The 13,698-nt window shown below is 62.2% G+C and carries 11 protein-coding genes, 1 tRNA gene and 1 pseudogene; 9 read left to right on the top strand and 4 right to left on the bottom strand.

From position 1 onward, the window contains the following. Positions 1-7: 7 nt before the first annotated feature. Positions 8-775, bottom strand: coding sequence for a DsbA family protein (locus J8Z04_RS03525; protein WP_052349239.1), 768 nt, complete (start codon positions 773-775; stop codon positions 8-10). Between the two features lie 338 nt (positions 776-1,113). Here J8Z04_RS03525 and J8Z04_RS03520 point away from each other — a divergent pair, with 338 nt between their 5' ends. Both J8Z04_RS03520 and recA read left to right on the top strand, forming a co-directional pair. Further along, positions 1,114-2,535: a gamma-glutamyltransferase gene (locus J8Z04_RS03520; protein WP_332067165.1), complete on the top strand. Its 1,422-nt coding sequence runs from the start codon at positions 1,114-1,116 to the stop codon at positions 2,533-2,535. A gap of 141 nt (positions 2,536-2,676) precedes the next feature. Continuing rightward, positions 2,677-3,777 carry a recombinase RecA gene (gene recA / locus J8Z04_RS03515; protein WP_052349241.1) on the top strand — a complete coding sequence of 367 codons (1,101 nt, stop codon included), beginning with the start codon at positions 2,677-2,679 and terminating at the stop codon, positions 3,775-3,777. Positions 3,778-3,897: 120 nt separating this feature from the next. Here recA and J8Z04_RS03510 read toward each other — a convergent pair whose 3' ends face one another. Next, a complete protein-coding gene (locus J8Z04_RS03510; RefSeq protein ID WP_081562520.1) occupies positions 3,898-4,917 on the bottom strand; it encodes a hypothetical protein in 1,020 nt (339 codons plus the stop codon). Between the two features lie 26 nt (positions 4,918-4,943). Next, complete coding sequence (locus J8Z04_RS03505; protein ID WP_181005240.1) at positions 4,944-5,549, bottom strand: ATP-dependent Clp protease proteolytic subunit; 606 nt, start codon at positions 5,547-5,549, stop codon at positions 4,944-4,946. Between the two features lie 330 nt (positions 5,550-5,879). On the opposite strand from J8Z04_RS03505, the gene J8Z04_RS03500 reads away from it, so the two are divergent. The 7 genes from J8Z04_RS03500 to J8Z04_RS03470 all read left to right on the top strand — a co-directional run bounded on the left by J8Z04_RS03500 (position 5,880) and on the right by J8Z04_RS03470 (position 12,815). Beyond that, positions 5,880-6,851 (top strand): hypothetical protein, encoded by a 972-nt coding sequence (locus J8Z04_RS03500; RefSeq protein WP_192848533.1) that lies wholly within the window; start codon positions 5,880-5,882, stop codon positions 6,849-6,851. 149 nt (positions 6,852-7,000) lie between these two features. Beyond that, complete coding sequence (locus J8Z04_RS03495; protein ID WP_043561808.1) at positions 7,001-8,194, top strand: LL-diaminopimelate aminotransferase; 1,194 nt, start codon at positions 7,001-7,003, stop codon at positions 8,192-8,194. Between the two features lie 57 nt (positions 8,195-8,251). Then, entirely contained in the window at positions 8,252-9,586 is a 1,335-nt protein-coding gene (locus J8Z04_RS03490) for a homoserine dehydrogenase (RefSeq protein WP_192848532.1), read from the top strand. Next, on the top strand, positions 9,583-10,587 hold the full coding sequence (glpX, locus tag J8Z04_RS03485; RefSeq protein WP_192848531.1) for a class II fructose-bisphosphatase: 1,005 nt from the start codon (positions 9,583-9,585) through the stop codon (positions 10,585-10,587). Before J8Z04_RS03490 ends, glpX begins: the two co-directional genes overlap by 4 nt. A 17-nt stretch (positions 10,588-10,604) precedes the next feature. Beyond that, positions 10,605-12,431 (top strand): single-stranded-DNA-specific exonuclease RecJ, encoded by a 1,827-nt coding sequence (gene recJ, locus J8Z04_RS03480; protein ID WP_192848530.1) that lies wholly within the window; start codon positions 10,605-10,607, stop codon positions 12,429-12,431. Positions 12,432-12,472: 41 nt separating this feature from the next. Further along, positions 12,473-12,548, top strand: a tRNA-Glu gene (locus tag J8Z04_RS03475). A 108-nt stretch (positions 12,549-12,656) separates the two neighbouring features. Next, positions 12,657-12,815 (top strand): hypothetical protein, encoded by a 159-nt coding sequence (locus J8Z04_RS03470; RefSeq protein WP_212125572.1) that lies wholly within the window; start codon positions 12,657-12,659, stop codon positions 12,813-12,815. A 399-nt stretch (positions 12,816-13,214) separates the two neighbouring features. On the opposite strand, the pseudogene J8Z04_RS09505 reads toward J8Z04_RS03470, so the two are convergent. Next, a pseudogene (locus J8Z04_RS09505) lies at positions 13,215-13,589 on the bottom strand (chorismate transformation enzyme, FkbO/Hyg5 family); the annotation flags it as partial. Positions 13,590-13,698 lie beyond the last annotated feature (109 nt).

The following is a 13,698-nucleotide window of genomic DNA, read 5'->3' as shown; positions in this document are numbered from 1 at the left end:
GGGAGGATCACCCCTTGCGGGCTGCCTCGAGAAACTGCTCCATCTGCTCCATGCCCAGCGCACCGGGTGCCACGGCAGCCTGACCGAACAGGAAGGTCGGCGTCCCCTGCACGCCCACACTCTGGGCCTGACCAAGGTTGGCTGTCAGCAGCCCCATGACGGCCTGCCCCTTCATGTCCTTCTCGAAGCGGGCCACGTCCAGCTTCAGGCTCTTTGCCACATCACGGAGATGCTCCATGCCGGGTTTGGCCGTCTCCTCCATCAGGCGGCGGCGCATGGCGTCATACTGCCCCTGGAAGGCTGCCGCATAGATGGCCTGTGCATCCAGCAGGCTGGCATCACCCAGAACGGGAATGACCTTCTCCACCAGCCGGACATCCGGGTGTCTGGCAAGGAACTGGTCCACCACCGGGGCCATGTGGCGGCAGTAGGTGCAGCGCGGGTCCAGAAATTCCACGACCGTGACCTGCCCCTGCGGGTTGCCCCGTACGGCGTAGGATGGCGCCGTGGAAAGAGCCTGCCAGTTGGCCCGCACGGCCGCCTTCACGTGGGCTTCCTGCTGGGAACTGGCCTGCTGCTGGATGGACCGGATGGCATCGGACAGGATGCTCGGATCATTCTTCAGGGCCTCACGGACAATCTGCACGATCGCCGCCCGCTGCTTTGCGGTAAAAACCGCTTCATCCGCCGCATGGGACGTCCCCGCAAGGGACAGCCCCATGAGAGGGAGGCCAGCCAGCAGGGCCAGGGAAAATGACTTCACACGCTGTTTCATGGTCGTGCCCTCCATGGGGTTATGCAGCATTTCATGGGCGCTTGAGAAAGAGAGGGGCCCCTCCACCTGACCATGCAGGTAGAACCGCCCCGATGACCAGCCCTGTTAAACAGCAAACCGGTCTGTTTTTGAAGCCCCATCCCTTCATGAGGAACGATGATGCTGCTCCCCAGCCTACAGCCGAAGCATGTAAGACCCGTTAAAACCACCCCCTGCGGGGTTGCCCTCCCAATCCCGGCAGTTTAACGCTATCATACCTCAATCCGGGACCGCCATGATGGCAGACAGTCCCTGCAAACAGCCCTGATCGTGACCCGCAACACTGGAGAGCCGCCACCGTGGTAAAGCCTGACAGCCGGACCCCTCATCCCCCCTGCCTGTCTGACCGTCCCACTCCCCGGTGGGCGCGCGGGCTTGGTCTGCTGGCCTGCCTGAGCCTTCTGGGCAGCAGCCTTGTCGCCTGTTCTGGTGGCAGGAGCCTCAAGCATCATCTCTTCGGCCATACAGCCCCATCCGCCAGAGCCAACACAGGCATTGTGGTAGCTGATGAACCGCAGGCAGCACTGGTCGGCCGTGATGTCCTCGCCCGTGGGGGCAATGCCGCCGATGCTGCCACGGCAACGGCCTTCGCTCTGTCCGTCACACTCCCCTCCCGTGCCTCTCTGGGAGGTGGCGGGGCCTGCCTGGTTGCCCGCCCGGGCCAGCCCGCCGAGAGCATTTCCTTCCTGCCTGTTGACGGCACCGGCACGGGCGGAGACCGCCCCGCTGCCGTACCCATGATGGCCCGTGGACTGTTCCTGCTGAATCTCCGGTACGGGTCAGTCCAGCTGGGTGATACGATCGACCCGGCCATAACACTTGGCCAGCAGGGCATCACGGTCAGCCGCCAGCTGGCCAGTGACATCGCCGCCGTGCAGGGGCCTCTCCTTTCCAACGAAGGAATGAAGGCCCTCTTCAGCCGGGGGGATTCCGGTGTGGCCATCCGGGAAGGGGACCAGCTGACCCAGCCCCGCCTGACGTCATTCCTCTCCCGCCTGAAACTGGTTGGGGTGGGAGACCTCTATACCGGTGCCCTGTCCGATGTTTTTGTCACACAGGCCAACAAGGCTGGTGCAGGCCTGACACGCGACGACCTGCGCCGCTCCCTGCCCGGACAGACATCTGCCCTGCATTTTACCAGCGGGCCGTATCGCCTCAGCTTCCTTGCGCCACCAGCTGATGGTGGACTGGGCAGTGCTGCAGCCTTCCGCCAGAACCTGCGGGCTGAAAATGTCATCAGCGCATGGCGCCGTTCCGGCCGGACAAGCCTCCAGGAAGGCCAGATATTCATGGCCTCTGGCCAGAGCGATGCCACCGGCCTGCCCCCTCTGCCGGCCTCCACCTCCTTTGTCGTACGGGATGGCCATGGCCTGAGCGTTGGCTGCGTGCTGACAGACAACAACCTGTTTGGCACGGGGCGTCTGGCCGGCAGTACGGGGGTCGTCCTCGCTGGAGCCCCGCATGACTACCCCCGCCCGCTCCTCAGCGCTGCCATGCTGGAAGCCCCCCACAAACGGATGCAGGCCGTCCTTGCAGCCTCGGGGCAGAACGACGCCGCCCAGAGCGTTGCTGATGCGCTGCGGCAGCTCGCACAGGGGCAGGCCATTGCTCCCTCTACAGGGACAGGGCAGCTCAACAGCATCGTCTGCTCCGGTGATGACTGTGTCGGACAGGCCGCCCCCAACGGGAACGGTCTGACCGCCCATACCATCACCCACTGAACCAGCAGGGAACACCACTCTGGACAGATACGCCCCAAGGGCTTGTCCAGAGCCCTTCTGAACGCCATCTGATGGGGCAGGCACATGCCCCGCCACCACTCCCTGCCCCATCATCCGGGGCCTGTCAGTCACGAGGTCTTCATGTCAGCAGACAAGAACGCAGAAAGAAGCAAAGCGCTGGATGGCGCTCTCAGCCAGATCGAACGCTCCTTCGGCAAGGGGTCCATCATGCGGCTGGGCCAGCGGCCCAAGGAGCAGGTGGATGTCATTTCCACCGGGTCGCTGGGACTGGATATCGGGCTGGGCATCGGTGGGCTGCCACGGGGCCGCATCATCGAGATTTACGGCCCGGAGAGCTCCGGCAAGACCACGCTGGCTCTCCACGCCGTGGCTGAAGCGCAAAAAAAGGGCGGTACGGCTGCCTTCATTGATGCTGAACATGCGCTGGACCCCATTTATGCCCGCAAGCTGGGGGTGGACATCGACAATCTGCTGCTCAGCCAGCCAGATGCCGGGGAACAGGCTCTGGAAATTGCTGATACGCTCGTCCGCTCCGGGGCCATCGACATTCTGGTCGTGGACTCTGTCGCTGCCCTCGTGCCCAAGGCCGAGCTGGAAGGGGAAATGGGGGACAGCCATGTCGGCCTCCATGCCCGCCTGATGAGCCAGGCCCTGCGCAAGCTGACAGGCTCCGTTTCCCGCTCCAACACCACCATCATCTTCCTGAACCAGATCCGCATGAAGATTGGCGTGATGTTCGGCAATCCGGAAACCACGACAGGCGGCAACGCCCTGAAATTCTATTCCTCCATCCGCCTGGACATCCGCCGCATCGGCTCCGTGAAGGACAAGGACGAGGTCGTGGGCAACCAGACACGGGTGAAGGTCGTCAAGAACAAGATGGCCCCCCCTTTCCGGCAGGTGGAATTCGACATCATGTATGGCGAGGGCGTCAGCAAAATGGGCGAGCTGCTGGACCTTGGCGTAAAGGCCAATGTGGTGGAGAAATCTGGCGCCTGGTTTTCTTACGACAGCACCCGCATCGGCCAGGGCCGGGAAAATGCAAAGCAGTATCTGCGTGAGCATCCTGAAATGGCTGCGGAAATTGAAAAACGGGTCCGGCAGGATGCTGGCATCATCGCTGAAGACATGATGGTTGGTGAGTCGGCAGAGGATGATACGGATTCATCCAATGAGCTGCCGCTGGACAGCACCAGCACCGGCAACCGCCGCAAAAGCTGACGGAAGGTCCTTTTGTCCCCCAGCAGCGGGGGACAAAAGAACGCCTCATGCAAAAAGCCCCGCTCCAGCACATTGGAGCAGGGCTTTTTTCCATCCAGTCCCAAGAACTGGCACTACCCCTCAGGCAGCCTGATGGGCATCACCATCCTTCTGACCACGCAGGCGACGCCACAGCTTGACACCGCGCAGGGCCATGCGGGCCGCAAACGGTGCCATCTGCGGGCGCAGCAGGCGGGGGTCATACCCTGCAAAGCGGCGCTCGTTCTCCTTGAGGCACAGCTCCATCAGCTCAACAAAATCCACCTTCTTGTCCGTCATGCTCTGGGCACCGGTCACGGTGAAATTGTTGTCCTGCGTATGCTCCACGCCATCATCATCAAAGCTGCGGACGAGGCTCAGACGCTCATAAAGCAGGAAGAACAGCACACCGATCACCCGCATCTCGAACCACGGACGGCGCCAGAGCGGCATGACGGCACGATGGTAAGCCAGCCAGTTGGCAAACAGCAGGATGTGGCGACACTCCTCCTGCATGACAGGCTCGAATGTCTCGATCAGCTCCATCGGGAACAGGCCGGCCTTCTCGGCCAGAGAAAACAGACCGAAGGCGAAGAAGCTGTCCCAGCACTCGGAGAAACCCGTCACCAGATAGGCCCATTCCGTATCCCGCGGTTCGATGTAAGGGTCTTCCGGGGCAAGCGGAATACCGTAATGCTCCACCATGCGGGCCAGAACCTCCTTGTGGCGGTTCTCTTCCCATGCATTACGGGCAATGGCGTCCTTCACATCCGGGTCGTCCAGCATGTCGGCATAGGCAGCCATGCGCAGGCGGGCCTTGCCTTCGGTCTGCACGGCGATATCCCAGATCGGCAGGGAGGTGATGCGGTGCAGCGTCTCCGGGTCCAGCTTCGGCCAGGGGATGACTGACGGCTTGTAGGGGTTGAACGTCTCCCGGAACATGTCGGCCATGGCCTTCTTGTGCTCCGGGGTACCCGGCTTCAGCGGCCCTTTGACCGGGCTGCTCCAGTGGCGGGCATCGTAGTCCACCTGCTCCAGCGTTTTTTCGGATGGGCTATCCGGCAGATGGGAATAAATATCCGCCAGAGAGCTCTTCCCGTCCGCTTTATATGCATCGCTCACGATAAGGCTCCTTTCCTTGCTGGGACTCAGGCCTGTTCGAGATCGGCTGCCGAAGAAATGATGCGGCCAACAAGCCCGTACTCAACCGCCTCCTTCGCCGACATCCAGTAGTTGCGGTCCGTATCACGGGCCACTTTCTCGTAGGGCTGTCCCGTTTCACGCGCGAAAAGCCTGTTCAGACGTTCACGCATCTTGATGATCTCGCGGGCCTCGATATCAATATCGGTCGCCGGGCCCCGCACGCCGCCCATCGGCTGGTGCAGCAGGAACCGGGTATTGGGAAGACACAGACGCCGCTCCGGACGCCCCGCCGCAAAAATCAGCGCACCGGCAGACGCCACCCAGCCCGTACCGATGATGTTGACCGGAGCAACAGAATCCACAAAGCGGATCATGTCATGGATGGTATCGCCGCTCTCCACGTGGCCGCCGGGAGAATTGACGTAAACATCAATCGGCCTGTCCGATTCCCCAGCCAGAGCCAGCAGCCTGCCCGTAATGTCACGGGCCATGCGGTCATTCACTCCACCGAAGATCAGCACCTTGCGCTGCTCGAAGAGGTGGCGCTCCACCTCCGGGGCCGGGCCGGACTTTTTCTCGTCCTCCGGAGGCCCATCCGGCTCGTCCTCCATGCGGGGACGCACCGTGGCGGTGCCATGGCGGACATCCTCTCCAGAAGAGGCAGAAGCCCGCAGGCGGGCAACATCATGGGTGTGGCATTCATCATATGTCATCATGCCGCTATCCTGCCCCTGCTTGACCTCTCTGCCAAGCCTTAAAACGACGCTTTCTTGCAGCTTTTTCATCATTTCCCATGATCGAATCAGGACCCTTTTTCTCCCTTTCTTCCCCAGTAAGGAATTGCGTCCGAGGGAAGAGACACATATCCTGCCTCCCCACCCTTTCATTCCGGGGCTTTCCTGTTTTGGCCCTGCCCCTTCCGCCCTGTTGCACGCCGGACCATGACACCCAGCCTTTTCACCCGTTCTTTCCGTTCCATTTCCACCACCCTCACACGGGGTGCCGGCCTCTTCCGGTTCGGGCTCTGCCTGCTGGCCCTGCCTGCCTTCACCGCAGGCTGCCAGCACCGTGATGCCATCGACACCACACGGGACATCGCACACGACATCATGGGCGGGGAGATCAGACGGCTGCGCCCCCCCACGCCGGGTTATGACAGGCCCGCCCCCAACATCGCCCTCATCCCCACCACCCGGCCGGAATTCCCAAGTGCCGATGCCCGGGCGATGATCACGACTCGTCTGGAGCGGGATCGCAACTACTCCCAGCGCATTTCCGCTGCTGGCGGGGCCCTGCCCATCGGCATGATGAACCCGCCACCACCCCAGCCCCAGAATGGCGGTTCCATGACGCTGGAAAGCCAGAGCAACGGGCCTGCTGCCAGCCATCCGGCCATCATCCGTCAGGACAGGTCCACCGGCCCGGCAGGCAGTGGCTCCAGCCTGATCTACCAGCCCGTCACCCATGCGCTGCCCATCCACCTGCCGGACCCCGGCCAGCCGCCAAAGCCTCTGCTTTTCCCCGGCTTTTCACTCCCCAGCACGGTTCTGCCCGTCATACCGGATTTCGATACCGCCACACCGGTCGGGGCTCTGGTGCGTTTCCAGGCCGATACCGACCATCTGGATGGAGACCAGACAGACACGTTCAACCAGATCGTAGCCCAGCGACACCGTCATCTCCTGCTCATCCGGGGCTTCGGCACGACCCTGAGCGCCCAAAGCGGCCTTTCTCCTGATGAACAGACGCATGAAATCGGTCTGGCCCTGCTCCGGGCCCGGGCCGTTGCCCAGCGTCTGGCCAGCCTCGGCGTGCCGCATGACGACATGCGCCTGACAGGGGAGGCCATCGGCGATGGCGTGCGTGTCTCTTACGAAAAGAACATCAGGGCCGGAACTGCCCCCGCCCACTGAAGGCCGCAGGACCATAGAGGCACGAACCAGGTAAAAATTCCGTCTTTTCTGCTGGCCCCCCCTTGCCGGACTGACCAGCCTCATGAAACATGGGATGCCCGTTTCCCGGGAGCCAGCCCGGCTCCCTTCCATCTGACTGATTGAGTATCATGACCGAAGAGTTCCACAAGATCCGCCGCCTGCCGCCTTATGTCTTTGCCGAAGTCAACAAGGCCAAGGCCGCCGCGCGTGCCGCCGGAGAGGATATTGTGGACCTCGGCATGGGCAACCCGGACAGCCCGCCCCCCCAGCATGTCATCGACAAGCTGGCAGAAACGCTGCGCAATCCCCGTGTGCATGGCTACTCCGTCAGCCGTGGGATTCCCGGCCTCCGAAAAGCGCAGGCCGCCTATTACGAACGCCGCTTTGGCGTGAAGCTGGACCCGGAAACGGAAATCATCGCCACGCTCGGCTCCAAGGAAGGGCTGGCCAATCTGGCCTCCGCCATCACGAGCCCCGGCGATACCATTCTGGTCCCCAACCCGTCCTACCCCATCCACCAGTTCGGCTTCATCATTGCCGGGGCCTCTGTCCGCTCCGTTCCGGCCTCGCCAGATGATGCCATGCTGGAGGCCCTGTACCGGGCCGTGCGCCACTCTGTCCCCAAGCCGACGGCGCTCATCATCAATTTCCCCTCCAACCCGACGGCCTATCTCGCCTCGAAGGAGTTCTACAGGGAGATTGTCAAATTCGCCCGGAGAGAAAACATCTGGGTCTTGTCCGATCTCGCCTATTCAGAGCTCTACTTCGGGGATGAGCCCCCGCCCTCCATTCTCTCCATTGAAGGGGCCAAGGACATTGCCGTGGAGTTCACCTCCATGTCCAAGACCTATTCCATGGCGGGGTGGCGAATCGGCTTTGCGGCTGGCAATCCCCGCCTCATCCAGGCGCTGACACGCATCAAGTCCTATCTGGATTATGGAGCGTTCACACCGGTGCAGGTTGCAGCCACCGCCGCCCTGAACGGTCCGCAGGATTATGTGGAGAACATGCGTCTGCTCTACAAGGACCGGCGTGACGTGCTCATACGTGGCCTCCATGCAGCAGGGTGGAATGTTCCGACACCGGAAGGCTCCATGTTCGCCTGGGCTCCGATTCCTCCCCAGTTCGCCCACATGGGCAGCGTGGAATTTTCCAAGCTTCTTCTGAAGGAAGCCAAGGTTGCCGTGGCGCCGGGGCTGGGCTTCGGGGAACACGGGGATGGCTTTGTCCGTATCGGGCTGGTGGAGAACAACCAGCGCCTCCGCCAGGCCACACGGTCCATCAAAAACTTCATGAACCAGCACAGCGCCCTCAAACCATAATGCCACACCCGGCCCTGCCTCCATGCAGGGCCACAGCCTGACAGGAAACCGCCTCTCATGACTTCCGTACATCGCAACACTGCCTCATCCTCCGTCACATCCCCGCTCCGGCTGGGCATTGCCGGCCTCGGGACAGTGGGTACGGGCGTCATCCGTCTGCTGCGTGAACATGCAGACCTGCTGCGCCACCGCACCGGCCGCAGCATCGAGGTCGTAGCCGTCAGCGCCCGTAACCGTACGCGGGACCGTGGGATCGACCTTTCCGGCCTCTACTGGCATGACGACCCCGTGGCTCTGGCCAATGACCCGAATGTGGACGTTGTTGTCGAACTGATGGGCGGGGCCGAAGGAACAGCCCACACGCTGGTGACAGAAGCCCTGAAGGCAGGCAAGGCCGTCGTGACGGCCAACAAGGCGCTGGTCGCCCGCCATGCAGAAGAGCTGGCCCATCTCAGCCACCAGCATGGAGCTCCTCTCCTGTTCGAGGCCGCCGTGGCGGGTGGCATCCCGGCCATCAAGGTAGTCCGGGAGGGGGTGGCGGCTGATGCCCTGACCCGTCTGGGCGGTATCCTCAATGGGACAAGCAACTTCATCCTCACCGAAATGGCCGAAACAGGCCGTGCCTTCGAGGATGTGCTGAAAGAGGCCCAGGACAAGGGTTATGCCGAGGCCGATCCCTCTGCCGACATTGATGGCTGGGACGCTGCCCACAAGCTGAGCATCCTGACAGCCATCGCCTTCCGCCCGATCGTTTTTGACAGTCTGGCTGTCAGCGGGATGCGGCGCATCACCACAGATGACATCCATCAGGCCCGCAAGCTGGGCTATGCCATCAAGATGCTGGGCGTGGCCCGACGCCTGCCGGAAGACCGTGTGGAAGCCTGGGTGCAGCCCTGCCTCATCCCGGCACGGTCCGGGCTGGCGCAGGTCAATGGCGTCTATAACGCCCTGACGACAGAAGGCCCCTTCAGTGGTCCCATCACCATCTCCGGGCAGGGTGCCGGGGAAGGCCCCACGGCCGATGCCGTCATGGCCGACGTGATCGACCTGGCCCGTGGTCATGGCCTGCCTCTCTGGGGCCGGGTAGATGAACAGGCTCCCATTCCCTGCGAACCGGTGGAGGGCCTGGTCAGCCGCTTCTATCTCCGCATCACGCTGAAGGGCTCCGTGGAGGCAGAAACGGCTCTGGAAGACATCCGCACCGTCCTCGGCAATGAAGATGTTGCCGTGGAGAAAGGACACCATCACACATCACAGAAGGGCGACGCACAGCTCATCCTGCTGACAGGGCCTGTCACGCTGGGCGGGATCAACCACATCCTGCCCCTCCTTGAGGAAATGCCCCTGATAAAAGGCACTCCACTAGCCCTGAAAGTGGAAGACCTGCCATGACAGCCAAACAGCCCCATCACGTTCCCCATGAATATCGGGTCACGGGCCGCAATCTGGGGCTGGACCTGGCCCGTGTGACCGAGGCCGCCGCCATTGCCTCCGCCCGCTGGACCGGTCGTGGCGACAAGAATGCGGCAGATGGCGCCGCTGTTGAGGCCATGCGGAAAGCCTTTGATACGGTTGCCATCGATGGCACCGTCACCATTGGCGAGGGGGAAATGGATGAAGCCCCCATGCTGTATATCGGTGAAAAAGTGGGCTGTGGCGGACCGGAAATGGACATTGCCGTGGATCCACTGGAGGGCACCAATCTCTGCGCCCGCAGTCTGCCCAATGCCATCACGGTGGTGGCTCTGGCACAAAAAGGCTGCTTCCTCCATGCTCCTGACATCTACATGCAGAAAATTGCCGTAGGTCCCGGCCTGCCAGAAGGCGTGGTGGATATTGACGCCTCCATAGGCCAGAATCTTGCCAGCCTTGCGCAGGCAAAAAAATGTGATGTCAGCGATCTGGTCCTCTGTGCGCTGGAACGTCAGCGTCATGAGGAGCTCGTTGCCAAGGCACGGGAAGCCGGTGCCCGTGTCCGCCTGCTCAGCGATGGTGACGTGGCCGCCGTGATTGCCACCTGCCTGCCTGGCAGTGGCGTGGACATCTACGCCGGTAGCGGAGGCGCACCGGAAGGCGTTCTGGCCGCTGCCGCCATACGCTGCATGAACGGACAGATGCAGGGCCGTCTGCTCTTCGAGAATGAAGCGCAGATTACCCGCACCCGCCGCATGATCCGCCCCGACCTCGACCCCACACAGGCCCTCAGCCTGACAGACATGGCGGCCGGACCGGTCTTCTTCTGCGCTACGGGCGTGACAGCAGGCGACCTGCTACGGGGCATTGAATATCCCTCCGACAATTACATCCGTACCCATTCCGTCATGATGCGTTCAGAAAGCGGTACAATCCGTTACATGGAGACTTACCACCATTTCGACCCCCACAAGGTTTGAGCCACTCCTCCGCCCTTATGCTCCAGACGACGTCCCAGCCAGAACCTGATACCCGGGTCACTCCCGCCCTTGTCCTGAATGTCCAGCGCAGTGCGGGGCTGCGCCGCTGGGTCTGGCGGCATCCTGTCCTGGCTGAAACGGACAACCGGCTTGCGCTGGCCCTCGCCCAGAAGATGGACATCTCCGAACTGGCTGCCCGCATTCTGGCCGGGCGGGGCATTTCGGCTGGAATGGTGGAATCCTATCTGCGGCCCCGCCTGCGTGATGCCTTGCCCAACCCCTCCATCCTGCGGGACATGGATGCCACAGCCCTGCGGCTGGCAGCTGCCGTACAGGCTCGGGCAACCATAGGCATTCTGGGCGATTATGACGTGGATGGGGCCTGTGGTACGGCGCTGCTCAGCTCCACACTCACGGCTCTGGGCTGCCATGTCGTCACCCACATCCCCGACCGGCTGGCTGAAGGGTATGGCCCCAATATTCCGGCGCTGCAATCCCTGCTGGATCAAGGCGCCAGCCTGCTTGTCTGCGTGGACTGCGGCACAGCGGCCATTGATGTTCTGGACCATTTTGAAGGGCAGGCCGACCGGATCGTTCTGGATCATCACAAACCGGATGGACGGCGCCTGCCCAAAGGGCTGGTCGTGAATCCGAACCGGCTGGACTGCGAGTCCGGTCTGGGCCATCTCTGCGCCACGGCCGTTGCCTTCCTGACAGTCGTGGCCCTCCAGCGCACCCTGCGCCAGCAGGGATGGTTTGAAACCCATCACGCCCCAGACCCCATGGCCCTGCTGGACCTCACTGCTCTGGCCACCATCTGCGATGTCATGCCGTTGCAGGGCCTCAACCGTGCTCTTGTGGCACAGGGGCTGAAGGTCATGAACCGCCGTGAACGGATCGGGCTGGCCGCCTTGGCCAATGTGGCCGGGGTCAAGGCCAATGCCAGCGCCATGAGCTGCGGCTTCGCCCTTGGGCCGCGCATCAATGCTGGTGGACGCATTGCCAGGGCTGATCACGGCCTGCGGCTGCTCCTCAGCCAGTCCGAGCATGAAGCACAGGCCATTGCTGAAGAGCTGGATGACATCAACCGCAAACGCCAGACCGTGGAAAGCCACATTCTGGATGCCGCTGTCGAGCAGGCCCGGGAACAGGTTGAGGCCGGTCATGCGGTCATTTTCCTGCATGGTGATGACTGGCACCCCGGTGTGGTTGGCATCGTGGCCGGGCGGCTGAAGGAACGATTCAACCGTCCTGCTCTGGTCGGTGCCCTGAAGGATGGTGTGGTGAAAGGCTCTGCCCGTTCCGTCACGGGTCTGGATATCGGAGCAGCCATCATCCAGGCCCATCAGTCCGGCCTGCTCCTGACGGGGGGAGGACACGCCATGGCGGCAGGATTCTCCGTAAAAGAAGAAAACTGCGCCGCCCTCCATGCCCGACTGGATGAAGCCCTTGATGAGGCCCGTCACCTCCCCCCCCAAGATGACCTGCTGCTGGATGGTGTCGTCACCATCAGGGGGGCTACCCCCACACTGGCCCAACAGATCGCCCTGCTGGCCCCCTTTGGGCCGGGCAATGAGGAGCCCCTGCTGGCCATACGGGATGTCCGCTGCGTGAAGGCCGATCGGATCGGGCAGGATGGCAACACACTGCGTGTCATTCTTCAGGATGCTGATGGCTACAGCCGGATCAAGGGGCTGGTCTTTCGGGCTGGGGACAAACACTTCACCGATCTTCTGGAAGATCGCAGCCGCCCCCTGCTGCATGTAGCCGGGCAGCTGCGTCTGGAAACATGGCAGGAACGGGAAAATCTTACTTTTTTCATTTTTGATGCCGCACGGGCTTGACGCCACCCCCGTTCCTGCCTATTAACCGCCTCGCGCCTTTAGTCCCGTTCGTCTAGAGGCCTAGGACACCGCCCTTTCACGGCGGCAACACGGGTTCGAATCCCGTACGGGACGCCACATCTTCTTCCACATGAGAAGAGAACAATGTGGCCTTTCATGGGCCATCTCCCATAAATAACGGATTACGTTGCCAGGGGCCAAGCTCTCCGGCCCAGTTGAGCCGCCATGAGGCGGGAACACCCTCCCATCAGCCTTTGTGCCGATACGGATCAGCCGTCCCCCTCCCCCCAGAAACACCCCCTCGACCTCCAGCAGCAGCTCTGCCCGGCAGATGTCGGCAATGAAGAGCGGGGACTGCTCCAGCGGGCACTGGAAGGCCCGTGAAATACCCTCCCGCACGAGCGCTGCATCTTCAGAATGACGGACATAGAGCTTCATGCTCTCAAAGCGCCCTGCTTCAAGACGGGGAAAACGTTTCCGGGCCGCATCAAGCAATGAATTGATTGTTTCAATCGTGACAGAGAGCTGCTCCTCCACCGTCGTCCCGACGGATTCATGCCCCCGGATGCTCGCCGTGCCGGAGAGATACAGAGCTGTCCGATCTGGTCCTTCCATGACGGTGGCACGGGCAAAGGACGGTGAACACCGCCCGTAACGGGGCGGATAATGATAGGCAGGAAGCTGGCTGGGATTCTCCAGATTGACACCACCCACATGACGATGGGCGATCAGGAAGACAGCCACACCACCGGAAGAGAGGCCAATGCCCGTTGCCGCAGGCAGCTCACCCAAACCGATGCTCATGGCTTCAAACGCCTGGGAACGACCACTACAGAAATCCCGATACCGTTCCTCACCCCGGGCATTGTCCTGATTGATGGCCCCCAGATAATTCCACATCCGATAGATGTGGCCAAAACCCTTGCCCCGCGCCAGGCCGATCAGCCTTTCGTAACTGGTCTGCACCGCCTCGCAGAGCTCCGGCTGGTCTTCCACCCAGAAGGCAGCGAAAAGCAGATCACCTTCTGCACTCCAGCCGATCCCCTGTTCCAGCCCTGCCTGCCGGCCTCTGGCAGCCTGTTCGTGCCGGGTCTCACCCGATAGGGATGCTGGACACCACTGTTCGCAGGTCGCCGGCAAAGGCCCGGGCAATGTCATGTGGACACGACCATTCCGCACATCCAGCCCACCACTGGCCCCTCCATAGCAGATCGTGGCCAAGGGGGATGGCCCCGCTCTCTCTGGTTCAGAATGATAGACTGGCAGC

Origin of the sequence: Bombella apis (assembly GCF_018221685.1) — a bacterium.
Taxonomy (GTDB): Bacteria; Pseudomonadota; Alphaproteobacteria; order Acetobacterales; family Acetobacteraceae; genus Bombella; species Bombella apis.
The sequence above is the reverse complement of the archived record's forward strand: the minus strand, read 5'-3'. Positions and strand labels throughout refer to the sequence as shown.